The sequence below is a fragment of the Streptomyces sp. NPDC058650 genome, assembly GCF_042717315.1.
Taxonomy (GTDB): domain Bacteria; phylum Actinomycetota; class Actinomycetes; order Streptomycetales; family Streptomycetaceae; genus Streptomyces.
Genome location: NZ_JBHXRL010000012.1, coordinates 90,653 through 113,785, shown reverse-complemented (window position 1 = coordinate 113,785; position 23,133 = coordinate 90,653). Strand labels below are relative to the sequence as shown.

Annotated in this window: 21 protein-coding genes and 1 riboswitch; of the genes, 12 read left to right on the top strand and 9 right to left on the bottom strand. The window is 72.4% G+C overall.

From position 1 onward, the window contains the following. Window positions 1–331 precede the first annotated feature (331 nt). The 3 genes from ACFWWU_RS22350 (at window position 332) to ACFWWU_RS22340 (ending at window position 3,402) form a co-directional block, all read left to right on the top strand. Window positions 332–1,270, top strand: a complete 939-nt coding sequence (locus ACFWWU_RS22350) for an N-acetylmuramoyl-L-alanine amidase (RefSeq protein WP_384147577.1) — start codon at window positions 332–334, stop codon at window positions 1,268–1,270. 112 nt (window positions 1,271–1,382) lie between these two features. Beyond that, window positions 1,383–2,276 carry a DUF5336 domain-containing protein gene (locus ACFWWU_RS22345; protein ID WP_384147576.1) on the top strand — a complete coding sequence of 298 codons (894 nt, stop codon included), beginning with the start codon at window positions 1,383–1,385 and terminating at the stop codon, window positions 2,274–2,276. A 115-nt stretch (window positions 2,277–2,391) separates the two neighbouring features. Beyond that, window positions 2,392–3,402 (top strand): LLM class F420-dependent oxidoreductase, encoded by a 1,011-nt coding sequence (locus ACFWWU_RS22340; protein ID WP_384147575.1) that lies wholly within the window; start codon window positions 2,392–2,394, stop codon window positions 3,400–3,402. A gap of 2 nt (window positions 3,403–3,404) precedes the next feature. On the opposite strand, the gene ACFWWU_RS22335 is transcribed toward ACFWWU_RS22340, so the two are convergent. From ACFWWU_RS22335 to ACFWWU_RS22320, 4 genes are all read right to left on the bottom strand, one after another. After that, complete coding sequence (locus ACFWWU_RS22335; RefSeq protein ID WP_384147574.1) at window positions 3,405–3,950, bottom strand: hypothetical protein; 546 nt, start codon at window positions 3,948–3,950, stop codon at window positions 3,405–3,407. Between the two features lie 106 nt (window positions 3,951–4,056). Continuing rightward, on the bottom strand, window positions 4,057–5,151 hold the full coding sequence (locus ACFWWU_RS22330) for a prenyltransferase (protein WP_384147573.1): 1,095 nt from the start codon (window positions 5,149–5,151) through the stop codon (window positions 4,057–4,059). Continuing rightward, complete coding sequence (locus ACFWWU_RS22325) at window positions 5,148–5,894, bottom strand: class I SAM-dependent methyltransferase (protein ID WP_384147572.1); 747 nt, start codon at window positions 5,892–5,894, stop codon at window positions 5,148–5,150. Before ACFWWU_RS22325 ends, ACFWWU_RS22330 begins: the two co-directional genes overlap by 4 nt. Window positions 5,895–5,967: 73 nt before the next feature. Next, window positions 5,968–7,302: a glycosyltransferase family 4 protein gene (locus ACFWWU_RS22320; protein ID WP_384147571.1), complete on the bottom strand. Its 1,335-nt coding sequence runs from the start codon at window positions 7,300–7,302 to the stop codon at window positions 5,968–5,970. A 238-nt stretch (window positions 7,303–7,540) separates the two neighbouring features. Between ACFWWU_RS22320 and ACFWWU_RS22315 the strand changes: the two genes are divergently transcribed. Then, on the top strand, window positions 7,541–8,179 hold the full coding sequence (locus tag ACFWWU_RS22315; RefSeq protein WP_384147570.1) for a TetR family transcriptional regulator: 639 nt from the start codon (window positions 7,541–7,543) through the stop codon (window positions 8,177–8,179). A 163-nt stretch (window positions 8,180–8,342) separates the two neighbouring features. Here ACFWWU_RS22315 and ACFWWU_RS22310 read toward each other — a convergent pair whose 3' ends face one another. The 4 genes from ACFWWU_RS22310 to ACFWWU_RS22295 form a co-directional block, all read right to left on the bottom strand. Continuing rightward, window positions 8,343–8,867 carry a hypothetical protein gene (locus ACFWWU_RS22310; protein ID WP_384147569.1) on the bottom strand — a complete coding sequence of 175 codons (525 nt, stop codon included), beginning with the start codon at window positions 8,865–8,867 and terminating at the stop codon, window positions 8,343–8,345. 142 nt (window positions 8,868–9,009) lie between these two features. After that, window positions 9,010–9,243: a ferredoxin gene (locus ACFWWU_RS22305; RefSeq protein WP_329623745.1), complete on the bottom strand. Its 234-nt coding sequence runs from the start codon at window positions 9,241–9,243 to the stop codon at window positions 9,010–9,012. Further along, on the bottom strand, window positions 9,243–10,712 hold the full coding sequence (locus ACFWWU_RS22300; RefSeq protein WP_384147568.1) for an aldehyde dehydrogenase: 1,470 nt from the start codon (window positions 10,710–10,712) through the stop codon (window positions 9,243–9,245). The genes ACFWWU_RS22305 and ACFWWU_RS22300 overlap by 1 nt, the downstream gene beginning before the upstream one ends. A gap of 285 nt (window positions 10,713–10,997) precedes the next feature. Continuing rightward, complete coding sequence (locus tag ACFWWU_RS22295) at window positions 10,998–12,233, bottom strand: hypothetical protein (protein WP_384147567.1); 1,236 nt, start codon at window positions 12,231–12,233, stop codon at window positions 10,998–11,000. Window positions 12,234–12,487: 254 nt separating this feature from the next. Here ACFWWU_RS22295 and ACFWWU_RS22290 point away from each other — a divergent pair, with 254 nt between their 5' ends. The 8 genes from ACFWWU_RS22290 (at window position 12,488) to ACFWWU_RS22255 (ending at window position 21,705) form a co-directional block, all read left to right on the top strand. Beyond that, entirely contained in the window at window positions 12,488–13,525 is a 1,038-nt protein-coding gene (locus tag ACFWWU_RS22290) for an MBL fold metallo-hydrolase (protein ID WP_384147566.1), read from the top strand. A 282-nt stretch (window positions 13,526–13,807) separates the two neighbouring features. Continuing rightward, a riboswitch (cobalamin riboswitch) is annotated at window positions 13,808–13,885 on the top strand. Between the two features lie 96 nt (window positions 13,886–13,981). Further along, on the top strand, window positions 13,982–15,235 hold the full coding sequence (locus ACFWWU_RS22285) for a prenyltransferase/squalene oxidase repeat-containing protein (protein WP_384147565.1): 1,254 nt from the start codon (window positions 13,982–13,984) through the stop codon (window positions 15,233–15,235). Beyond that, window positions 15,232–15,957: an SCO2322 family protein gene (locus ACFWWU_RS22280; RefSeq protein WP_384147564.1), complete on the top strand. Its 726-nt coding sequence runs from the start codon at window positions 15,232–15,234 to the stop codon at window positions 15,955–15,957. Before ACFWWU_RS22285 ends, ACFWWU_RS22280 begins: the two co-directional genes overlap by 4 nt. Then, window positions 15,954–17,084 carry an energy-coupling factor transporter transmembrane component T gene (locus tag ACFWWU_RS22275; protein WP_384147563.1) on the top strand — a complete coding sequence of 377 codons (1,131 nt, stop codon included), beginning with the start codon at window positions 15,954–15,956 and terminating at the stop codon, window positions 17,082–17,084. Before ACFWWU_RS22280 ends, ACFWWU_RS22275 begins: the two co-directional genes overlap by 4 nt. Further along, window positions 17,081–18,829 carry an ABC transporter ATP-binding protein gene (locus ACFWWU_RS22270; protein ID WP_384147562.1) on the top strand — a complete coding sequence of 583 codons (1,749 nt, stop codon included), beginning with the start codon at window positions 17,081–17,083 and terminating at the stop codon, window positions 18,827–18,829. Before ACFWWU_RS22275 ends, ACFWWU_RS22270 begins: the two co-directional genes overlap by 4 nt. Further along, entirely contained in the window at window positions 18,826–19,698 is an 873-nt protein-coding gene (locus ACFWWU_RS22265; RefSeq protein WP_384147561.1) for an ECF transporter S component, read from the top strand. The genes ACFWWU_RS22270 and ACFWWU_RS22265 overlap by 4 nt, the downstream gene beginning before the upstream one ends. A 286-nt stretch (window positions 19,699–19,984) precedes the next feature. Then, window positions 19,985–20,386 carry a transglycosylase SLT domain-containing protein gene (locus ACFWWU_RS22260; protein ID WP_384147560.1) on the top strand — a complete coding sequence of 134 codons (402 nt, stop codon included), beginning with the start codon at window positions 19,985–19,987 and terminating at the stop codon, window positions 20,384–20,386. Window positions 20,387–20,559: 173 nt separating this feature from the next. Continuing rightward, on the top strand, window positions 20,560–21,705 hold the full coding sequence (locus tag ACFWWU_RS22255) for an NAD(P)H-dependent flavin oxidoreductase (protein ID WP_384147559.1): 1,146 nt from the start codon (window positions 20,560–20,562) through the stop codon (window positions 21,703–21,705). Between the two features lie 16 nt (window positions 21,706–21,721). On the opposite strand, the gene ACFWWU_RS22250 is transcribed toward ACFWWU_RS22255, so the two are convergent. Continuing rightward, a complete protein-coding gene (locus ACFWWU_RS22250; RefSeq protein WP_384147558.1) occupies window positions 21,722–22,900 on the bottom strand; it encodes a steroid 3-ketoacyl-CoA thiolase in 1,179 nt (392 codons plus the stop codon). Window positions 22,901–23,133 lie beyond the last annotated feature (233 nt).

Sequence of the window (23,133 nt, the reverse complement as noted above, 5' to 3'; positions counted from 1 at the left end):
GGGCGGCGGGGCCTCCCAGGGCGCCGGGGCCCCGAAGCCCCCGCTCGTACCACCGCCACCGGCACCGCTCTGGGCGTCAGGCGTGCCCTGCTGCGGTCTGTTCGACGATCCGTCTCCCGGAATGCGGTCGGACGGCTCGGGACGTGCGTCGTTCGGTTCCCCCACCACGGTTCCCCCTCGTGGGTCCATGCGCGGTGACACCCCACCGTCGCCTCTGGACACCTACCCTTCACTGTCTCCGCACACGCGTCCACGGTTCCGCGAAGCCGGTGACCAACCTGCGACCTACCCGCTACCGTCATTCGCCCCACGCAGGGCCTAAAGTCGCGGAGTGCCGTACGACCACCGGAAGACCGCCCCCCGTACCCTCGCCCTCGCGCTGGCCCTCACGGGCTGCTGCGCCGCACTCGCCGGCTGCGGGGCCTCCCAGGCGTCCCAGGCCTCGCCGACGGCCGGGAAGGGCGGGACGCAGACCCCCCCGCCCGCCGTCACCGCGACGCCCGACGCCTCCTCCCCCTCCGCCACGGACGGACAGCCGAGCGGAACCCCGCCCCCGGCCTCCTCCACGCCGCGGAGCACCCGCTCCCTCGCCGGTCGGACCGTCGTCGTCGACCCCGGCCACAACCCCGGGAACTTCCGGCACTCCCGGGAGATCAACGCGAAGGTGGACATCGGCACGGGCCGCAAGGAGTGCGACACCACCGGCACCTCCACGAACGGCACCGCCACGGAGGCCGCCTACACGGAGGCCGCCTTCACCCTGGACGTCTCCCACCGGCTGCGGGACCTCCTCACCGCGCGCGGCGCCAAGGTGGTCTTCACCCACGACGCGGACCGCCCCTGGGGCCCCTGCATCGACGAGCGGGCCGAGATCGGCAACGAGGCCGCCGCCGACGCCGTCGTCTCCGTCCACGCGGACGGCTCGGCCGTCGGCAACCGCGGCTTCCACGTGATCCTCCCGGCCCGGGTGAGCTCCGGCGCGGCGGACACGGCCCCGATCGTCGGGCCTTCCCGTGAACTCGGCGAGAACATCGCGGACCGGTTCGCGCGCGCGACGGGCACGGAACCGGCCAACTATCTCGGCTCCGGTACGGGGTTGGACGTCCGCAAGGATCTCGGCGGGCTGAATCTCTCAACCGTCCCCAAGGTCTTCGTCGAATGCGGCAATATGCGTGATCCGAAGGATGCCGAGCTGCTGACATCCGCGGCATGGCGGCAGAAGGCGGCCCAGGGCATCGCGGACGGCATCGCCACCTACCTCAACGGGTAGAACCGGCGAGCGATAGATTCGCTCCGTAATATGGGGCCGCCCCCGTGCCACGACCTTGAGCGCCACCCCGACGCGACGACGACGCGACGACGACCCGACGAAGGACTCTTACGTGAATATCCGCTCCCTCACCCGAGGCGATGGCGTGCTAATCGGTGCAGCGGTGGTGCTGTTCATCGCTTCTTTCCTGGACATCTCCGGCTGTGACGCCGCTCCGGCCATCTGCGACCAGGTGCCGTCCACGAACTCCTGGGAGGCCTCGCCCCTCGGCTGGGGCGCCTTCTTCCTCGGCATCGCCGGCGCCGCGCTGGTCGTCGCCTCCCGTGCCCTGCCGCAGCCGCGCAAGGTGGCCGGTCTGGAGCTGGGCCAGGTCGGTGCCGCCTTCACCATCGCGTCCGCCTGGACCCTGCTCATGTGGATCTTCGAGGCGAACAACGCCGGCGCCGGCCTGATCCTCGGCCTGATCGCCTCGCTCGTGGTCGCCGGTGCCGCCATCGCCGGTCCGATGGTGCCGGCCCTCAAGGCCCCGCTCGTGGGCGCGCCGCGTCCGCAGACCCCGCAGCCGTACGGCATGCAGCCCGGCCAGCCGGGTCAGCCGGGCGTCCCCGGTGGCTACGGCTACCCGGGTGCGCAGCAGCAGTTCGGCGGCCCGCAGGACCCGTCGCAGGGTGCCGGCCAGCCGTTCGGCGCGCAGGGCGCCCCGCAGTCGCACGCTCCCCAGCCGCACGCCCCGCAGCAGCCGGAGCCGCAGGCCGCCCAGGCCCAGGCCCCGGCCCCGCAGCCGCAGGGCGCGGCGCAGCCGGCCGCGGACTTCGCGCCGTTCTGGTTCGCGGTCCCGGTCGCCCGCGCGCTGTACGCGGAGGACGGCTCGCAGGCGCCGATCGCCGAACTGGCCCCCGGTACCTGGTACCTGGCGGTCGAGCAGCGCGGTCCGGCCCTGGTGGCCCAGACGCAGGACGGCCGCCGCGGCGTCCTCCAGGACACCACGGGCATCCAGCGCGGCTGATCCGCCCGGCACAGCACCTTCGACGGCCCCTCGACCGGAATCCCTTCCGGGCGGGGGGCCGTTGGCGTACAGTCCGGGAAAGCGATCTGACGGACCGTCAGAAGGGTTGCACGGCATGCGCCTCGGACTCGCCCTCGGCTACTGGGGCCGCGGCCCCTCCCCCGCCCACCTGGACCTCGCCCGTGAGGCCGAGCGGCTCGGGTACGACTCCGTGTGGACGGCGGAGGCCTGGGGCTCCGACGCGTTCACCGCGCTGACCTGGATCGCCGCGCACACCTCGCGGATCCGGCTCGGGACCGCCGTCGCGCAGATGGCCGCCCGCACCCCGACCGCGACCGCCATGCACGCGCTGACGCTCGACCACCTGTCCGGCGGGCGCATGATGCTCGGACTCGGCCTGTCCGGGCCGCAGGTCGTCGAGGGCTGGTACGGCCGCCCCTTCCCCCGCTCCCCGCTGACCGCCACCCGCGAGTACGTGGACGTGATCCGCCAGGTCCTGCGCCGCGAGGCGCCCGTCCGGCTCGACGGACGGCACCACTCCCACCCGTACACCGGCGAGGACGGCACCGGCCTCGGCAAGGCCCTCAAGCCGATCACCCACCCGCTCCGGCCGGACCTCCCGATCCTCCTGGGCGCCGAGGGCCCCAGAAACATCGCGCAGACCCTCACCATCGCGGACGGCTGGCTGCCCCTCTACTGGTCCCCGGAGCGCTGGGCCGAGGTGTACGCGCTCCCCGACCGCCTCCCGGAGGGCTTCCTGGTGGCCCCCATGGTCCGGGCGCAGCTCTGCGACGACGTGGCGGCCGGGCTGCTGCCCGTCAAGGCGATGCTCGGCTTCTACATCGGCGGCATGGGGCACGCCGCCCGCAACTTCCACGCCGACCTCATGGGGCGGATGGGGTACGCGAAGGAGGCCGGCCGCATCCAGGAGCTGTTCGCGGCGGGGCGGCGCGAGGAGGCGGTGCTCGCCGTACCGGACGCCTTCGCCGACGAGATCTCGCTCGTCGGCCCCCGGGAGCGGATCGCCGAGCGCCTCGACGCATGGCGGCGGGGCCCGGTGACGGACCTCCTGATCACCTCACCGGACCCCGCCACGCTCCGCGTACTCGCGGAACTCAACTCGTAGCGTCAACCGCCCAGTTCCGACGTGCTGGGCACCTTGTCGACCACCTCGGCGCCGGCGCTCTTGCCGGCGTCCTTGACGCTGTTGATGACGGACTCGAAGGCGCCGACGTCCGCGTCGCCGACCTCGCCCTTGCGGAGCTTCGTCCCGAGGTTCTTGAGCGACTCGATCCCGGCCGTGAGCGGCGCGACCGCCTTCGAGAGCAGCGGGTCGCCCTTGGCGTTGTTCACCGCCGCCTTGAGCCGGTTGTACGTGAACGCACCCGCGAGACCCGCCTTCACGAGGGCGAAGGTCCGCCCGTCCGCGCCCTTCGTGAACTTGCCCGCGCGGTACGGCTTCACGATCCACTGGTACGTGGCACCGGCGGCGAGGCCCGCGTTGGCCACGAACCGGGTCTTCGCCAGCTTCTGCTGCTCGAAGGTGCCGGTGCTCGTCGGCGTCGCCGCGCTGCTCGCGTTCTGCGTGTCGTCGCCGCCGCACGCCGCGGTGGTCAGCAGCAGGACGCAGGACAGCAGCAGCGCGACGACAGCGCGCGAAGGACTTCTGGGCACGACGGGACCTCCCTGGGGCTTGTGGCGCCAGCCTCACCCCGGTCCCCCACGTCCGCCACCCGGGCGACTCCGTACGGGTCCCGCGACCCGGTCCCCCGGTCCGTGGTCAGACCGACCCGCAGCAGTCCGGTTCGAGGCCCGTGGGGAGGCGTTCGCCACCGAAGACGGCCACCGTGGCCTCTTCCCCGCCGAGCGCCGCCACCGCGAGCAGCAGGGAGCCGGCGGTCCAGGCCGTCTGCTCCTCCGGCCACATGGCCTTGTCGCTTTCCGCGTCGCCCTCGAAGACGTACCCCGTCCAGTACATGCCGTTCGCCGCGCGCAGGTGCTGGATGTCCTGGAGGATCGTGAGGGCCCGGTCCGATTCGCCCATCGCCCAGAGGGTGAGGGCGAGTTCGCAGGACTCGCCGCCGGTGACCCAGGGGTTCGGGATCACGCACCGCACGCCGAGGCCGGGCACGACGAACGCGTCCCAGTCGGCGTCGATACGGGCCAGCGCGTCCGGTCCGGTGATCGCGCCGCCGAGGACCGGGTAGTACCAGTCCATCGAGTAGCGGGACTTGTCGAGGAAGCGCTCGGGGTGCCGGCGGATCGCGTGGCCGAGCGCGCCCGTCGCCAACTCCCAGTCGGGCTGCGGCTCTTCGCGGGCCTCGGCGATGGCGAGGGCGCAGCGCAGCGCCTGGTGGATGGAGGACGAGCCGGTGAGGAGCGCGTCGTTCACGGATTCGCCGGAGGGCTCGCGCTTCCAGCCGATCTGGCCGCCGGGCTGCTGGAGTCCGAGGACGAACTCGACGGCCGCGTAGACGACGGGCCACATCCGGTCGAGGAAGGCGTCGTCGCCGGTGGACAGGTAGTGGTGCCAGACGCCGACGGCGATGTACGCGACGAAGTTGGACTCCCGGCTCCGGTCGGTGACGTCGTCGGGGTCGCCGTCGTGGTAGGCCGCGTACCAGGAGCCGTCCGCGTTCTGGTGGCGGGCGAGCCACTCGTAGGCGCGGGCCGCGGCGGCGTGCTCGCCGGCCGCGTCGAGGGCCATGGCCGCCTCGGTGTGGTCCCACGGGTCGAGGTGGTGGCCGCGGAACCACGGTATGGCCCCGTCCTCGCGCTGGACCGCGAGTATCCCGGTGACGGTCTCGGCGGCCTGCTCGGCCGTGAGCACCCCGGACAGGACGAGGTGCTCGGCGATCCGCTCGGGGCTCGTCACTTGGCGGCGTCCGAGGCAGCGGCCTTCGGGAGGTGCGGCTTGGTCGCGTACGCCACGAAGCTCTTGCCCACGACCGGGTTGAGCAGCTGCTCGGTGACCCGGGTCAGGGCGGGCTTCTTCATGATGTCCCAGACCAGGAGCTTGTGGTAGGCGCGGACCGGCAGGGCCTTGTCGTTGTCGACGCCGAAGGCGCACTTCAGCCACCAGTACGGCGCGTGCAGGGCGTGCGCGTGGTGGGTGCCGTACGGCTTGAGGCCGGCCTGCCGGATCCTGTCGAGGAGCTCGTCGGCCTTGTAGATGCGGATGTGGCCGCCCTCGACCTCGTGGTACGCGTCGGAGAGCGCCCAGCAGATCTTCTCGGGGCCGTAGCGGGGCACGGTGATCGCGATCCGGCCGCCCGGCTTGAGGACGCGGACCATCTCGGCGAGCACGCCCTTGTCGTCCGGGATGTGCTCCATGACCTCGGAGATGATCACGACGTCGAAGGACTCGTCGGGGAACGGCAGGTTGAGGGCGTCGCCCTCCATCGCGGTGGCGGTCGCCCCGGCGGGGGCCTCCCCGGCCTCCTTCATCGCCGCGAACCACTTGGCGACCTCGCGGATCTCCTCGCCGTTCTGGTCGAGGGCCACGACCTGGGCGCCGCGCCGGTAGCACTCGAAGGCGTGCCGGCCCGCACCGCAGCCCAGGTCGAGCACGCGGTCGCCGGGGGCGAGCGGGAAGCGGGTGAAGTCGACGGTCAGCACGAGGGCCTGCCTTCGCGGTCGGGACGGGGGTGATGCGCGTACGTGTGGTGCGGGTGTCGCGCGAGCGGGACGGTCACCTGCGGACGCCCTGACGGGCGCCTTGCCTGGCCACGGCCTCGCGGTAGAGGTCGGCCGTGCCTTGGGCCGCGCGGGCCCAGGTGAAGCGCTCCAGGACCCGGACCCGGCCCGCGGCACCGAGGCGGGCCCGCAGCTCCGCGTCGCCGAGGACCCGCCCGAGCGCCGCGGCCAGCGCCCCCGCGTCGCCCGGCGGCACCGCGAGGCAGGTCTCGCCGTCGGCTCCCGCGACCTCGGGGATCGCGCCGCCGGTGGTGGCGACGAGCGCCGTCCCGGTGGCCATGGCCTCGGCGGCGGGCAGCGAGAAGCCCTCGTACAGTGAGGGCACGCAGGAGACCTGGGCGGAGCGCACGAGGTCGACGAGCTCGGCGTCGCTGATGCCCTTGACGAACTCGACGGCGCCGGCCAGCCCGTACCGCTCGATGGCCTGGGCGACGGGGCCGTCCTCGGCGCGCTTGCCGACGACGACGAGGTGGGCGTCGGGGTTCTCGGTACGGAGCTTGGCGAGCGCCTCGATCAGGTGGACGAGGCCCTTGAGGGGGACGTCGGCGCTGGAGGTGGTGACGATCCGGCCGGGGACCTCGGCGACGGCCGGGTCCGGGGACCAGAGCGTGGTGTCGGCGCCGATGTGGACGACCCGGATGCGGTCCTCGCGTACGCCGAGGTGCTCGACGATCTCCTGGCGGGAGGTGCCGGAGACGGTGAGGACGGACGGCATCCGGCGGGCGACGCGCTTCTGCATGCGGGTGAAGGCGTACCAGCGGCGGACGGAGGCGCGGCGCTTCCAGTCGGCGGCGGCGTCGAGTTCGAGCTGCCGGTCGACGGTGATGGGGTGGTGGATCGTGGTGACGAGCGGCGCGCCGAGGGCCCGGGGGCCGCCGAGGAGGCCGTAGCCGAGGGTCTGGTTGTCGTGGACGACGTCGAAGTCGCCGCGGCGGGCGGCGAGCATGCGCCGGGCCCGCAGGGAGAAGGTGAGCGGCTCGGGGAAGCCGCCGGTCCACATGGTGGCGACTTCGAGGCCGTCGATCCAGTCCCGGTACTCGTCGCGCTTCGGCGTCCGGAAGGGGTCCGGCGAGCGGTAGAGGTCGAGGCTGGCGATCTCGGTGAGCGGCACGCCCTCGTCCAGCGTGGGGTACGGCTGGGAGCCGACGACCTCGACGGTGTGGCCGAGGCGGGCGAGCTCACGGGAGAGGTGGCGGACGTAGACGCCCTGGCCGCCGCAGAAGGGGTTCCCCTTGTACGTGAGGAGAGCGATCCGCAACGGGCTGTCACCGTCCGCGGTGGCGCCCTGCCGGGGGCTTGCCGGGCTTGCCTCTATGGCTTCCGCGGTCATGCGCGACCCCCTTCGAGCGTGTTTCGCCGGAGCGTAACCGCTCGCGCTAATCTAGAACAAGTTACAGACTTGATCGTTCTCGATCTTCTTGCATGATCTTCCTGATCGCTCAAGGAGGACAGAATCTACCGGCAGGTAGCTCCCTGGTGAGAGCCGGAACAGGTGATTCGCGCCACGACGGCCGGACCGCGATACTCTCGCTCCCCACCTCCGCTCCCACCGCACGGAACGGGAACCCATGACCGCAGACAACAGGGCGGACCTCGGCCCTTCGGCGCCGGCCCTCACGGAGCGCCAGGAGGCGCGGCGGCGCCGCATCCTGGACGCCAGCGCGCAGCTCGCGGCGCGGGGCGGCTTCGACGCCGTACAGATGCGGGAGGTCGCCGAGGCGGCCGGGGTGGCCCTCGGCACGCTGTACCGCTACTTCCCGTCCAAGATCCACCTGCTGGTCGCGACGATGCAGGACCAGCTCCAGCACATGCACACCACGCTGCGGAAGCGGCCGCCCGCGGGCGCCGACCCGGCGGAGCGGGTCGCGGAGACCCTGATGCGGGCCTTCCGGGCGCTCCAGCGGGAACCGCAGCTCGCCGACGCGATGGTGCGGGCGCTGACCTTCGCGGACCGCGGGGTGAGCCCCGAGGTCGACACGGTCTCGCGGCTGACGACCGCGATCATCCTGGACGCGATGGGGGCGGAGCACCCGAGCCCGCAGCAGCTGTCGGCGGTGCGGGTCATCGAGCACACCTGGCACTCGGCGCTGATCACCTGGCTGTCCGGGCGCGCCTCGATCGCGCAGGTGAAGATCGACATCGAGACGGTCTGCCGACTGATCGAGCTGACGGCGCCGGGCGCGCCGACGCCGAGGACGGCCGGCTGAGAGCGTCCGCCCTCAGGCGCCGAGGACGGCCGACTGAGGATGTCCGCCCCCACCCCCGGCCGAGGCCGCGCCGGGGGCGGAGGCGGTCCCGCCTTTCCGGAAAGTCCCGCCTGAGCCGCGGCTCCCGCCCTCCGGGCAGCCGGCGCTACTTTCCGGACACGGCTCAGGGCTGCGCGGGCTTCTTGTTGTCGGCGGCGATCTTCGCCGCGCACTCCGGACCGCTGTCCGCGGCGATGAACATCACCATCTTCAGCGGGCCCTGGGCGTGGTTGCTGGCCTGGAGCGTCCAGCCGCTCTTCTGCAGGGACTTGATCACGGAGCCGCTCTGCTCGTGGCTCCGCAACTCCTTCCAGCCGCCGGCGGTCAGGGCCGCGACGGTGGCCCCGTAGGACTTCACCGGGTCCGCGGCCTTCTCGGCGTCGGCCGTCCAGCTGACCATGCAGTCCTTGAGCTCCGGCGCGATGTCCTCGCCCGAGGCGTCCTGCGTGAAGCCGGCCCCCGTCGCCGCGGCCTCGACCTCCTTGGTGACCGCGGCCCCGTCGAGCCGCTCGCCGCCCGACCCCGAACCGCCCGTGGCGGCCGAACCCGCGGACGACGAACCACCCTTGTCCGAACCGCCCTCGCTACCGCAACCAGCGACCAACAGCACCACACCGGCGGCCGCGGCCACCCACTTCGCCTTGCGCACAACACTCCCAAATACGCATGTACGAAGGCCCCTTGCCCCCGTGACCAAGGGCCTAGTTTTGCACAAGGGAACGACAGCACGTCACGATCCGGGCGCCGACGGGCCGACCACGAGCGCCACCTCCCGCCGGGCCGGGCCCGCTCTACTCCTCCGGCGGGAACACCGGTTCTCCTCCGTCCGCGAGGGCGATCAGGATGGCCTCCACCGGGCAGCCCTCGGCCGCCGCGAGCAGCGTCTCCCCCGCGTCCACCTCCGGTTCCACCGGATGGGACTGGCGGGCCGTGTCGAGACGGAAGGCGGTCGGGGCGTGGTTGACGCACATGCCGGAGCCGATGCAGACGCTCCGGTCGACCTCGACGTGCCAGCGGTCCCCCATCACTCCCCCGCCGGGGACTCGTACCCGCCGGGCAGGTGGATCATCTTGTGCTCCAGGTACTCGCCGAAGCCCTCGGGGCCGAACTCCCGTCCCAGACCGGAGTTCTTGTAGCCGCCGAAGGGGCCGAGCATGTCCAGGCTGAAGGTGTTGACGTTGAACGTGCCCGTGCGCACGGACCGGGCGAAGCCGATGCCGTGCTCCACGTCCCCGGTCCAGACGCTGCCGCTGAGCCCGAAGTCGGAGTCGTTGGCGATCCGCAGGGCCTCGGCCTCGTCCCCGTACGGCAGAAGGCAGATGACCGGGCCGAAGATCTCCTCGCGGGCGATCCGCATGGAGTTGTCGACGCCGCCGAAGAGCGTGGGCTCGACGTACCAGCCGCGGTCGAGGGAGGCCGGGCGCCCGCCGCCCGCGAGGACCTTGGCGCCCTCCGCCTGGCCGATGCCGATGTAGTCGAGGGAGCGCTGCTGCTGGCGCCGGGCGACGAGCGGGCCGACCTGGGTGGCGGGGTCGAGCGGGTCGCCGACGACGAGCGCGTCGGCCGCCGCCGCGAAGGCCTCGGCGATCTCCTCGTAGCGGGAGCGCGGGGCGAGGATACGGGTCTGGGCCACGCACGCCTGGCCGTTGTTCATCCAGGCGGCGGGGACGATCCCGGCGACGGCGGTGTCCAGGTCGGCGTCCGGCAGGATCACCGCGGCCGACTTGCCGCCGAGTTCGAGGGTGACGCGGGTGAGGTTGCGGGAGGCGACCTCCATCACCCGCTTGCCGGCCGCGACCGAGCCGGTGAAGGACACCTTGTCGACGCCGGGGTGGCCGACGAGGTACTCGCTGACCTCGCGGTCGGCGGGCAGGATGCTGAGCACGCCCTCCGGCAGCCCGGCCTCGGTGGCGATCTCGGCGAGGATGTACGAGTCGAGGGGCGACTCCGGCGAGGGCTTGAGGACCACCGTGCAGCCGGCGAGCAGCGCCGGCCCCAGCTTGGCGGCGGCGGTGAACTGCGGCACGTTCCACGGGATAACGGCCGCGACCACGCCCACCGGCTCGCGCCGGACGAGCAGCGGGCCGAGGACGCCGCCGCGCCGCTCCTCGAAGGCGAAGTCCCGGGCGACGGTGATTGCCGCGTCCCAGACCATCATCGCGCCGAGCGCCTGGGCGAGGACGGACCAGGAGTACGGGGAGCCGTTCTGCGAGCTGATGGAGCGGGCGATCTCCTCGTACCGGACGGCGATCGCGTCCTTGATGCGGGTGACCACGGCGATCCGCTCCTCGACCGTCATCCGCGGCCAGGGCCCCTCGTCGAAGGCCCGGCGGGCGGCGGCGACGGCCCGGTCGACATCGGCGGCGGAGGCGTGCGGGACGCGCCCGATGACCTCCTCGGTGTGCGGCGAGATCACCTCGATGACCGCATCGCCCAGCGGATCGGTCAACTCCCCACCGATGAACAGCTTTCCGTGCTCCACAAGCTCGGTCATGACCGCAGCCTCCCGGGGGGACGAGTATTCTGACGATGCCTCAGAACTGATACCAGTTCTAGTTATAGGGAGCAATGCAGCGGACGAAAAAGGCCCCCACCAGCCGCTTTGCTGCCGGTGGGGGCACCGCCATGCCCCAGGGCCGCTCCCGGGCCACCCCGGGCCGCTCCCAGGCCACCCGGGGGCCGCCCGGGCCGCTCCTGGGCCGTCAGCCGCCCCGCCGGCCCTCCGACCGCATGCCGTCGACGGCGTCCGCGTGCGACTCTCACCGCTCGGCATCAAGCACTAGGGATCCACTCTGTACTCGACGCTGTGCGTCACCCCGCGACTGCGTCGATAGGGGTCGATGCTCTCGACCTGCGCAGCAGCGTCTCCCTTACTCCACCAGGAAGTCGGCACGAATTCCGCCTCCAGGAGAGGCACGGGGATACCGTTCTTCGGGTCGTGGTGGCGAAACTTCACGCGCGCTACCGGACGGTCGCCGAGCAGGTCCCGAATGAGGCTTTCCTGAGGCAATTTCACTTCGAGGCATTCATCGAGCGCCCCGAAACCGGCTTTACATTCGGTGAACTTCCCCAAAGAGTTCGAACCGTGCATGATGAAATAGAGGAAAACAGTCAGTCGCACACTCTTCAGCGAGTCGTTCTTGACATCGAATACGAATGATGTCTCGTTTTTCTGCCCCGGGGTGAAGTGGCCTCCGTTGCGAATCAGGCGACCAACCTTGAGCAGCCCCCTATAGTGACGATTCTCCCTCCACGCCACATTTCCCGGCGCCGCAAGGACGACACTCGCCTCTTCTTTCGTGATGTAGCGAGCCGCAGCCACGTCATGTCCCGTGACGGTATACACGGCAGAAAGGACATCCAGTTCACCGGCACCCACATTCTCCAACGTCACGGTTCCGCGCATATGGGTGACGCCCTTGTAGTGCCGCAACTCGTGTAGCTGCGGCACGACGTTCACGCGCGGGCCTTCGTGTACAGGTCTATAGAACGTCAAGTACCAGAACTGAAGCAGGCCGACCAGCGGCAGAATCGACGCGACCAGCCCCCAGGTCACATTCAGCACGTGCGGCTGCCCGACAATGGAAATCACAGCAGCGATGGCCAGAACCATCAACAGCAATGCGACACCCAACACGAGAATGTCGAGGGCGTCAAGAAGGCCACTATTGAGCTCGATCCAGATCGGGATCAACAGGATCGGGATGGCGGACGCTTGGCCGGCGATAGCACTAGGGAAATCCCAGGGCCTGTAACCTGTCTGCGCGATTCCGATGGCACTCAAGCGCCCAAGCTTTTTCCGGACTTGGACGAAGGCGGCAGCATTGACGAACGCGGAAGCGAATCTCAGGATGCTCGTGGCCGCTTGCGCGGTTCCCACGAGAGCGAGGTCGACCAGTCCAGTGATCGAAAACACCATACAATCGATCAATAGGACCCATTTGAAGTGTCGCATGTCGAGAATCCAACTTGGGCGACTTGCTACCCAGCGAAGAGATCGCGTGATGGATGCCATACGGGCAGGCTAGGAGATCACCGCTCCTGAAACCCTCAAGGAGGGGTGCCTGGCGCGCCCTGGAGGCGCGTCGCCCTCCCTGCCCGCAGGACCTGAGCGGGAGACCGCGCCCTCGCTTGCCCTTCAGGGTCGACGGCGTGGGCGAGGCAGCCCCAACTCGGCTACCCCACGCGTCTCTGACGAGTCGTCAGTTCTCGGTATACTGGGCCATGGTCGAGCAGGCTCCCCGTACGGTCTTGGAGAGATGAGGGCACATGACCCAGGTGACCGAGCACGGCGGAGGCGTCTGGTCCCTGCGGGTCCCCATTCCGGACAATCCGCTCGGCCACACCCTGGTCCACGTCCTCGACACCGACCGCGGTCCGGTCCTCGTCGACACCGGGTGGGACGACCCCGCCTCCTGGCACGAACTCAGCGGCGGGCTCGACGCACTGGGGCTGTCGGTCCAGGAGGTACACGGGGTCGTCATCACCCATCACCACCCCGACCACCACGGCCTCTCCGGCCGGGTCCGGGAGGAGTCCGGGGCCTGGATCGCCATGCACGCCGCCGACACGGCCGTCGTCCGCCGCACCCGCGAGGCCGAACCCGGGACCTGGCTCGACTACATGACGCAGAAGCTGACCGCCGTCGGCGCCCCCGAGGAGCACGTCGCCCCGCTGCGGGCCGCCCGCGCGTCCGGCCGGATGCGGACCCTGCCGGGGCTGCGGTCCGCCCTCCCCGACCGGGAGATCGTCCCCGGCGAGCTCCTCGACCTGGCCGGCCGGCGGCTGCGCGCGATCTGGACCCCCGGCCACACCCCCGGCCACGTCTGCCTCCACCTGGAGGAGGAGCACCCCGCCGGGCTGCCGGGTCACGGCCGGCTGTTCTCCGGCGACCACCTGCTGCCCGGGATCTCCCCGCACATCGGGCTGTACGAGAACCCGGGCGAGATCCACGAGACCGACCCCCTCGGCGACTACCTCGACTCGCTCGAACGCATCGGCCGCCTCGGCGTCGCCGAGGTCCTCCCCGCCCACCAGTACGCGTTCGCCGACGCCGCCGGCCGCGTCGACGAGCTCCTCGTCCACCACGAGGAACGGCTCACCGGGCTCCTCACCCTGCTCGCCGCCCCGCTCACCCCCTGGCAGCTCGCCGAGCGGATGGAGTGGAACCGGCCCTGGGACGAGATCCCCCACGGCTCCCGGAACATCGCCGTCAGCGAGGCCGAGGCCCACGTCCGCCGCCTGGTGAAGCTGGGCCGCGCGGAGGCCGTGACGGGCACGGACCCGGTGACGTACGTCGCGGTGTGAGCCTCCACGGGCCGGGGATGGCGCCGGGGGTGAGCCCGCCATGGACCGGAAATGCCGCCGGGCATGAGCTCGCCACGCCCCGGAGAGGCCGCCGGGCATGAGCCCGCCCACGCCCCGGAGATGCCGCCGGGTGTCAGCCGTCCGCACCCGCCCGTGCCCGCCCGCACCCGCCCGTGCCCGCCCGCACCCGCCCGGACCCGGCAGGTGTGAGGCAGCTCGCACCCCCGGGGCCGGGCGCGTACGGGCCGGTAGAGTGAGCAGGTCGTCATCATGCCCGTACGGGGGGAAGCCGGTGCGAATCCGGCACTGACCCCGCAACCGTAAGCCGCCCCTTCCAGAGGGCGGCGAGTCGGAATGCCCCGTCCGGGACGTGACCGCCGGCACCGTCGAGGAATTACGGAGCCGGAGCCTGGTGCCCCTGAGGCGTGCCGGTGCCCGGCCGCAGGAGAGGGCCCCATGAACACCGTCCGCCGCGGCGCCGCCGCGCTCGCCGCCGCCGCAGTCGTACTCGGCACCGGAGCAGCCCTTCCGGCCGCCGCCGCACCCTCCCCGACCCCCTCGACCGGCGCCCTGGCGCCCGGTCTGTACGGCACGAAGGACCCGACGTACGACGGTGTGTGGCGCCAGTCGCTCGCCTTCCTCGCCCAGCGCGGCACCGGCTTCCAGCCCGCCGACCAGTCCGTGGACTGGCTCCTCGGCCAGCAGTGCGCCGACGGTTCCTTCAGCTCCTACCGCGCGGACGCGACGCGGCCCTGCGACGCGAAGACCCTGCGCGACACCAACGCCACCGCCCTCGCCGTCCAGGCGCTCGGCGCCGTCCGCCGCCAGGCCGCCGACCCGGAGAAGGTCGACAAGGCCGTCAAGTCCGGCCACGACTGGCTGCGGTCCGTGCAGAACAAGGACGGCGGCTGGGGCTACATCCCCGGCGGCGGCCCCAGCGACGCCAACTCCACCTCGGTCATCGTCGGCGCCCTCGCCGCGACCGGCGTCAGGCCCGGCTCCTTCACCTCCGCCGAGGGCCGCACCCCCTACGACGCGCTCCTCACCTTCGCGGTGCCCTGCTCCGACAAGGCCGGCGCCGGCGCCTTCGCGTACCAGCCCGACAAGACCGGCAAGCTGCTCGCCAACGCGGACGCCACCGCCGCGGCCACCCTCGCCGGGCTCGGCAAGAGCGTCGTCTCCACCAAGGCCTCCCCCGAGCAGGCCCCGACCTGCCAGGACCTGACGAAGCCGACCGTCGAGCGGGCCGCTCTCAACGGCGCCTCCTACCTGGCGAAGACCCTCGCGAAGACCGGCCACCTCACCGCCCCGCCGATGCCCGGCGCCACCGACACGACGGAGAAGCCGGACATCGGCAACACCGCCGACGCGGTCGTGGCGCTCGCCGCGGCCGGTGCCGCCAAGGAGGCCCAGCCCGCGCTCCAGTGGCTGGAGAAGAACTCCGCCGCCTGGGCGAAGGAGAGCGGCCCCGCCGCCTACGCGCAGCTGATCCTGGCGGCCCGCGCGACGGAGACCGACCCGCGCGAGTTCGGCGCGGCCGACCTGGTCGAGCAGCTCAACGCCCTGGGCCCGGCGCCCAAGAGCCCCGACACCTCCGCCGCGGCCACGAGCGACGACGAGGAATCCGGCTTCGACATCTGGTGGATCATCGGCATCGGCATGGTCGTCGGCGTCGGCATCGGCTTCCTCGTGAGCGGCCGCAAGAAGTGACGACTGTCAGGACGCCGGTCAGGAAGCCCGTCAGGACGACGGTCACCGCCGGACGCGCCGCCCGGATCGCGGGCGCCGCGGCCGGGGCGCTCCTCACGCTCACCGCCGTCGCCGCGGCCCCCGCGCAGGCCGCCGGCTACCGCTACTGGTCGTTCTGGGAGAGCGACGGCGGAAAGTCCTGGACGTACGCCACGCAGGGACCGGCGACCGCCCGCCCCGCCGACGGCGACGCGATCGGCTTCCGCTTCGCGCTCAGCCAGGGCACGAGCGACACCTCCAAGCCCTCCGCCGCCCCCGGCTTCGCGGCGATCTGCGCGGGGGTGGAGAAGAAGGACGGCAGCAAGCGGATCGCGGTCGTCGTCGACTTCGGCGGTCCGGAGGACGCCCCGCCCGGCGAGAAGCCGCCGCGGAAGCCGGTCACGACCGGCTGCGTAGAGGTCCGTGCGGACGCGACGGGCGCGGAGGCCCTGGCCGAGGTGGCGAAGCCGCTGCGGTACGACGGCGCGGCCATGCTGTGCGGGATCGCCGGGTATCCGGCGCGGGGCTGTGGCGAGCAGGTCGCGGAGGGCGGGGAGCAGCCGGCCCCGTCGTCGGCTTCCCCCGCCCCCGTACCGGAGCCGGGGGCCGAGGGGGGCGGCCCCTCCTTCGGCGTGCTCGCCGGCGGTGCGGCCGTGCTCGCGCTCGGCGGCGCCGCGATCTGGAAGGCCCGCCGTCGCGGATGAGCCCCGCCCGTAGCCGCCGGCCGTTCGCGGCCCCCGTGGCGAACCGGTCGAACGCCCTCCACGCCGGAGCCTGGTGGGTGTGGGCGCTCGGCCTGGCCGTCGCCGCCTCGCGCACCACCAACCCGCTGCTGCTCGGTCTGCTCGTCGGGGTCGCCGGGTACGTCGTGGCGGCCCGGCGTACCGACGCGCCCTGGGCGCGTTCGTACGGGGCGTTCGTGAAGCTCGGCCTGTTCGTCGTCTTCCTGCGGGTCGTCTTCTCGCTGCTGCTCGGCTCCCCGATCCCGGGGACGCACGTCCTGTTCACGCTGCCCGAGGTGCCGCTGCCCGACTGGGCGCAAGGGGTACGGATCGGGGGCCGGGTCACCGCCGAGCAGCTGGTCTTCGCCCTCTACGACGGCGCGAAACTGGCGACCCTGCTGATCTGCGTGGGCGCGGCGAACGCGCTGGCCAACCCGGCGCGGCTCCTCAAGTCACTGCCGGGAGCGCTGTACGAGGCCGGGGTCGCCGTCGTCGTGGCGATGACCTTCGCGCCGAACATGGTCGCCGACGTGGTCCGGCTGCGGACCGCCCGCCGTCTCCGGGGCCGCCCCACGGGCGGGGTCAGGGCGGTGCTCCAGATCGGTCTGCCGGTGCTCGAAGGAGCGCTTGAGCGGTCGATCGCGGTGGCGGCCTCGATGGACGCGCGGGGTTACGGCCGGACGGCCCAGGTCCCCGCGTCCGTACGCCGTACGACGAACGTGCTGACCCTGGGCGGGCTGCTCGGCGTCTGCGCCGGTTCGTACGGGCTGCTCGCGGCGCAGGGCGCGGTGTACGGGCTGCCGCTGCTGGCCGCCGGCCTCCTCGCGGCGATGGCGGGCCTCCGGCTCGGCGGGCTGCGGACCGTGCGGACCCGGTACCGGCCCGACCGCTGGGGCGTGCGGGCCTGGCTGGTCGCGGGCTCGGGGGTGGCGGTCGCGTCGCTGATGATCTGGGCGAACGCGTACGCACCGGAGGCGCTGCACCCGGGGGTCGTGCCCCTGGAGGCGCCGGAGCTGCCGCTCTGGCCGGCCCTCTCGATCCTGGTGGGCCTGGTCCCGGCGTTCGTGGCCCCCGTCCCCCCGGAGTCCGTTGGCAAGGAGAGCACGTGATCCGCTTCGAGAACGTCTCGGTGAGGTACGAGGACGAGGCCGGTCCCACACTGCGGGACCTGAACCTCACCGTCCCCGAGGGCGAGCTCGTCCTGCTCGTCGGCCCGTCCGGCGTCGGCAAGTCGACCCTGCTCGGGGCGGTCTCCGGCCTCGTCCCGCACTTCACGGGCGGCACGCTGACCGGCCGGGTGACGGTCGACGGCCGGGACACCCGCACGCATCCGCCGCGCGAGCTGGCGGACGTGGTGGGCACGGTCGGGCAGGACCCGTCGGCGCACTTCGTGACGGACACGGTCGAGGACGAGCTCGCGTACGGGATGGAGTCCCTGGGTCTGGCACCCGCCGTCATGCGGCGCCGGGTGGAGGAGACCCTCGACCTGCTGGGCCTCGCGGAGCTCCGCGACCGCCCGATCGCCACGCTCTCCGGCGGCCAGCGGCAGCGCGTCGCGATCGGCTCGGTCCTGACCCCGCACCCCAAGGTCCTCGTCCTCGACGAGCCGACGTCCGCGCTGGACCCGTCGGCGGCGGAGGACGTCCTGGCGGTGCTCCAGCGCCTGGTCCACGACCTGGGCACGACGGTCCTCCTGGCCGAGCACCGCCTGGAGCGGGTCGTCCAGTACGCGGACCAGGTCATCCTCCTGCCGGACGGCGTCATGGGCCCGCCGGCCGAGATCATGGCCGTCTCGCCGGTCCACCCGCCGGTGGTGGCGCTGGGCCGGTTGGCGGGCTGGGACCCGCTGCCGTTGACGGTGCGGGATGCTCGGCGGCGGTCGGGTGCGCTGAAGGAGCGGCTGGGGGAACGGGCGGAAGGCGGGGCCCCTGCGGGGCTTGTCCCGCACCCCGCCCCTTCCCGGGACCGGGGGCTGGATGATCCAGCTCGTCCGGCGTTTGAGGACCGGGGTCCGGGGCGGAGCTCCGGTTTCGGGAAGGGGCGGGGTGGGGTGATCCTCCCGTTCCTACGGCGCCGCACCCGCCCCACCGCCCCCACCACCGACACCCCCCTCGTCCTCGCGGACGCGCTCGGCGTGCGGCGTGGCCGCGTCGAAGCCCTCCGCCGCATCGACCTCCAGGTCACCGCCGGCGAGACCGTCGCGCTCATGGGGCGGAACGGCGCGGGCAAGTCCACCTTCCTCTCCACCCTCGTCGGCATGATCCCGCCGACCTCCGGCACGGTCCGCGTCGCCGGCCGCACCCCCCACACCACCGCCCCCCGCGACCTGATCCGCCAGGTCGGCCTCGTCCCGCAGGAGCCGAGGGACCTGCTGTACGCGGACACCGTCGCCGCCGAGTGCGCGGCGGCCGACGCGGACGCGGGCGCGGCGCCCGGGATCTGCCGGGCCCTGGTCTCCGAGCTGCTGCCGGGGGTCGCGGACGACACGCACCCCCGGGACCTGTCCGAGGGGCAGCGGCTCGCGCTCGCGCTGGCCGTGGTCCTGACCGGTCGCCCGCCGCTCCTCCTGCTCGACGAGCCGACGCGCGGTCTGGACTACGCGGCGAAGGCGCGGCTGGTCGCGCACCTGCGCGCCCTCGCTGCGGACGGTCACGCGATCATCCTCGCCACGCACGACGTGGAGCTGGCGGCGGAGCTGGCGCACCGGGTGGTGATCATCGCGGACGGCGAGGTGGTCGCGGACGGCCCGACCGCCGAGGTCGTCGTCTCCTCCCCCGCCTTCTCCCCGCAGGTCGCCAAGATCCTCGCCCCTCAGCACTGGCTCACGGTCGAACAGGTGGAGGCCGCGCTGTGAAGGACACGAGCGGCCGTCCCGTCCGGCTCGGCCCGCGCTCGGTCACCGCGCTGGTCCTGGTCTCCCTCATCGGGGTCGCCGCCTTCACCTGGCCGCTCTTCGCGGACGCCGGTTCGGCCGTCACCTCGCACGCCGGGGACGCGCCCTGGCTCTTCGCCGCCCTCCTGCCCCTCCTCGTCGCGGTCGTGATCGCGACGATCGCGGACTGCGGGATGGACGCGAAGGCCGTCGCGATGCTGGGGGTGCTCGCCGCCGTGGGGGCCGCGCTCCGCCCGCTCGGGGCGGGGACGGCGGGCCTTGAGCCGATGTTCTTCCTGATGGTGCTGAGCGGCCGGGTCCTCGGCCCGGGCTTCGGCTTCGTCCTCGGGGCGGTGACGATGTTCGCGTCGGCCCTGCTCACGGGCGGGGTGGGCCCCTGGATGCCGTTCCAGATGCTCTCGATGGGCTGGTTCACGATGGGCGCCGGGCTGCTTCCCGCCCCGCAGGGGCTCCGGGGCAGGGGTGAGCTGCTGATGCTCTCCGCGTACGGCTTCGTGGCGGCGTTCGCGTACGGAACGGTCATGAACCTCCAGGGCTGGGTCCTGCTCCAGGGCCTGAGCAGCGGGATCTCCTTCGAGCCGGGCGCCCCGCTCCACGAGAACCTGGTCCGCTTCCTCGCCTATGTCGTCGCCACCTCCCTCGGCTGGGACCTCGGCCGCGCCGCCCTCACCGTCGTCCTCACCCTCACCATCGGATCCACGCTCCTGAAGGCGCTCCGCCGTGCCACTCGCCGGGCGAACTTCGAGGCCCAGGTCACATTCGAAGGCCCGGAAAAGGGCTCTCGGGGTGAGCCGCCCCACAGGACCTACGTCACGTACGAGCGGACCTAGTAGCCAGACACACCCTCCCAAAACACCCCACAGCAGGGCATGACCTGCGGAAACGCCCCACACTCACCCCCCGGGACCTTCCGCCCGGGTCCGAACCTTCCTCGTACAGGGGGTCGTTGCGTCGGCGCTCCGGCCCTGGTTTTGTAGAGGACGTCGCCAGGCAGCCGGTGCTCACCACAGCGCCTCGGACGGCCGGTTCCCCCCAGTTCCCGGGTCTCCCGGGCTCTGGTTCCGGCTTGCCGAAATCGCCCGGCGCGGCCCTTGTTCCCGACGTTAGGTAGAAACGTTGATCAGCACGCTCACCACTCGTATCGCCGCCCGCAAGAAGACCTTCGCCGCCACCGCAGCCGTGCTGCTGGGCGCGTCGGGTGCGGTGCTCGGTACGACGGGCTCGGCTTCGGCCGCCAGCCCGCAGGAGCTCGCTCGTGACATCGTCCCCGCCTCGCAGTACGCGTCCTTCAGCAAGATCGTCACGCACGAGTCCGGCTGGAACCCCAGCGCGACCAACTCGTCCAGCGGCGCCTACGGCCTGGTCCAGGCCCTGCCGGCCTCGAAGATGTCCTCGGCCGGTTCCGACTGGAAGACCAACCCGGCCACGCAGATCAAGTGGGGCCTGAACTACATGAACGAGCGCTACGGCTCCCCGAACGCCGCTTGGGCGTTCTGGCAGGCCAACGGCTGGTACTAAGAGTCCCGCCGCCGCACAGCGCACCCGCAAGGCCCCGCCCTCCACTCGGAGGGGCGGGGCCTGCGGCGTTTTCCGAACCGGGAACCGCGTTTAGTAGACCGTTCGTCTAGCTTCGCCTAGTGTCCAGGGTGTCGGCGGACCCAGGATCCCGCCGCGACGCCGGAGGCCGCCCCATGTCCACGACCGCATCCACCGCCTCAGCCGCCACCGCACCCGATCCCCTCGGCGCCGGCCGCTTCGGCGAGCTCGTCGGCACCGCGCTCCCCGTCGTCCAGGGACCCTTCGGCGGCGGCCTGTCCTCCGTCGCGCTCGCGGCGGCCGTGTCCGACGGCGGCGGCCTCGGCTCGTACGGGGCGCACATCCTCGGCCCCGAGGAGATCACCGCGCTCGTGGCCCGGCTCCGTGCCGCCACCGACCGCCCGTTCGCCGTGAACCTCTGGGTCCCGCAGGAGGGCGAGGCCGAGGCCCTCGCCTCCGTCACGGATCCGGCGGATCCGGAGGCGATGACGGCACACGTCGAGCGCCTGCGGCCGTACTACGAGGAGCTGGGCGTACGGCCTCCGGACGCCGGGGACGTACGGGCACGGCCCGACTTCGACGAGCAGCTGGACGCCCTGCTCGCGGCGGCCCCGCCGGTGATCAGCCTGGTCATGGGCCTGCCGCCACGACGCCTCGTCGCCGAGGCCCGACGGCGCGGGATCGTCGTGGTGGGCACGGCGACGACCGTCGACGAGGCCGTGGCCCTGGAGCGGGCGGGCGCGGACGCGGTCGTCGCCTCCGGCAGCGACGCGGGCGGCCACCGGGGCGCCTTCCTCCGCCCGGTACGGGAGTCCCTGGTCGGCACCTTCTCCCTCGTCCCGCAGGTCGCGGACGCGGTGAGCGTCCCCGTGGTCGCGGCGGGCGGGATCGCCGACGGGCGCGGGATCGCCGCCGCGCTCGCCCTGGGCGCGGACGCCGTCCAGATCGGCACCGGCTTCCTCGCCGCGCGCGAGTCGGGGGCGAGCACGGCCCACCGGCGGACCCTCGGCACCCCGGAGGCCCGTACGACCGTGCTCACCCGGCTCTTCTCCGGTCGTACGGCCCGGGGCATCCCGAACGACTTCGTCCGGGACATGGCGGCCCACGAGGAGCACGTGCCGCCGTACCCGGTGCAGAACGCGCTGATGGGGCCGATCCGCCGGGCCGCCGCCGAACAGGGCCGGCCGGAGTTCGTGAACCTGTGGGCCGGGCAGGCGGCGGCCCTCGCCCAGGAGTCCCCGTCGGCGGGGGCGTACCTCGCCGGCCTGGTCGCGGACGCGGGGAAGCGGCTCCGGGCCTGACGGGGCGAGCCCGCGGCTACAACCGCTGAATGATCGTCCCGGTGGCCAGCGCGCCGCCCGCGCACATGGTGATGAGCGCGAACTCCTTGTCCGTGCGCTCCAGTTCGTGCAGGGCGGTGGTGATCAGCCGCGCGCCCGTCGCTCCCACCGGGTGACCGAGGGCGATGGCGCCGCCGTTGACGTTGACCTTCGCGAGACCGTCCAGGTCCCGGTCGAAGACCTGCGCCCAGCTCAACACCACCGATGCGAAGGCCTCGTTGATCTCGACGAGGTCGATGTCCTTCAGTGACATGCCGGCCTTGCCGAGCACCGCGCGGGTCGCGTCGACCGGTCCGTCGAGGTGGTAGTGCGGGTCGGCGCCGACGAGGGCCTGGGCGACGATCCGGGCGCGGGGGCGGAGCTTGAGGGCGCGGGCCATGCGCTTGGAGGCCCACATGATCGCGGAGGCGCCGTCGGAGATCTGGGAGGAGTTCCCGGCGGTGTGGACGGCGGTCGGCATGACGGGCTTGAGCCGGGCCAGGCCTTCCATGCTGGTGTCGCGCAGGCCCTCGTCCCGGTCGACGAGCCGCCACATGCCCTGCCCCGCGGCCTGCTCGGCCTCGGTGGTGGGGACCTGGACGGCGAAGGTCTCGCGCTTGTACCGCTCCTCGGCCCAGGCGGTCGCGGCCCGTTCCTGGGAGAGGAGGCCGAGGGAGTCGACGCGCTCGCGGGTGAGGCCGCGGCGGCGGGCGATGCGCTCGGCGGCCTCGAACTGGTTGGGCAGGTCGACGTTCCACTCGTCGGGGAACGGCTTGCCGGGGCCGTGCTTGGAACCGGAGCCGAGCGGGACGCGGGACATGGCCTCGACGCCGCAGCTGATCCCGATGTCGATGACGCCGGCCGCGACCATGTTGGCGACCATGTGGCTGGCCTGCTGCGAGGAGCCGCACTGACAGTCGACGGTGGTGGCGGCCGTCTCGTACGGCAGGCCCATGGCGAGCCAGGCGGTGCGCGCGGGGTTCATGGACTGCTCGCCGGCGTGGGTGACCGTACCGCCGACGATCTGTTCGACGCAGTCGGCGTGGATGCCGGTGCGGCCGAGGAGTTCACGGTAGGTCTCGCCCAGGAGGTAGGCGGGATGGAGGTTGGCGAGCGCGCCTCCGCGCTTGCCGATGGGGGTGCGTACGGCTTCGACGATGACGGGTTCCGCGGCCATGAGCTCGTCCTCTCCTCGACCGGTCGAGGTGTCCCGGCACCTCGTCCGGTCGGCGTCCCTGGGGAACTAGTACGCGTTCTAGTTCTGAGTGCAGTCTTATGACTGCTACCTCGGGTACGCAAGGGTCCGGGCCGCAACAGTTCTCGCTCCGCCTCTTGCTACTTGGCGAACTCGTTACTAACTTTCCCGGCAGTTTCTGATGGGCCATCAGATAATCATCGGATAATGGAGCG

What these genes read in the sequence shown, in the direction of transcription:
- ACFWWU_RS22340 (WP_384147575.1), top strand. Translation starts at nt 2,392, where the DNA reads ATGCGCCTCGGACTCGCCCTCGGCTACTGGGGCCGCGGCCCCTCCCCC.
- ACFWWU_RS22320 (WP_384147571.1), bottom strand. Translation starts at nt 7,302, where the DNA reads ATGACCGCGGAAGCCATAGAGGCAAGCCCGGCAAGCCCCCGGCAGGGC.
- ACFWWU_RS22315 (WP_384147570.1), top strand. Translation starts at nt 7,541, where the DNA reads ATGACCGCAGACAACAGGGCGGACCTCGGCCCTTCGGCGCCGGCCCTC.
- ACFWWU_RS22305 (WP_329623745.1), bottom strand. Translation starts at nt 9,243, where the DNA reads ATGGGGGACCGCTGGCACGTCGAGGTCGACCGGAGCGTCTGCATCGGC.
- ACFWWU_RS22300 (WP_384147568.1), bottom strand. Translation starts at nt 10,712, where the DNA reads ATGACCGAGCTTGTGGAGCACGGAAAGCTGTTCATCGGTGGGGAGTTG.
- ACFWWU_RS22295 (WP_384147567.1), bottom strand. Translation starts at nt 12,233, where the DNA reads ATGGCATCCATCACGCGATCTCTTCGCTGGGTAGCAAGTCGCCCAAGT.
- ACFWWU_RS22290 (WP_384147566.1), top strand. Translation starts at nt 12,488, where the DNA reads ATGACCCAGGTGACCGAGCACGGCGGAGGCGTCTGGTCCCTGCGGGTC.
- ACFWWU_RS22285 (WP_384147565.1), top strand. Translation starts at nt 13,982, where the DNA reads ATGAACACCGTCCGCCGCGGCGCCGCCGCGCTCGCCGCCGCCGCAGTC.
- ACFWWU_RS22275 (WP_384147563.1), top strand. Translation starts at nt 15,954, where the DNA reads ATGAGCCCCGCCCGTAGCCGCCGGCCGTTCGCGGCCCCCGTGGCGAAC.
- ACFWWU_RS22255 (WP_384147559.1), top strand. Translation starts at nt 20,560, where the DNA reads ATGTCCACGACCGCATCCACCGCCTCAGCCGCCACCGCACCCGATCCC.
- ACFWWU_RS22250 (WP_384147558.1), bottom strand. Translation starts at nt 22,900, where the DNA reads ATGGCCGCGGAACCCGTCATCGTCGAAGCCGTACGCACCCCCATCGGC.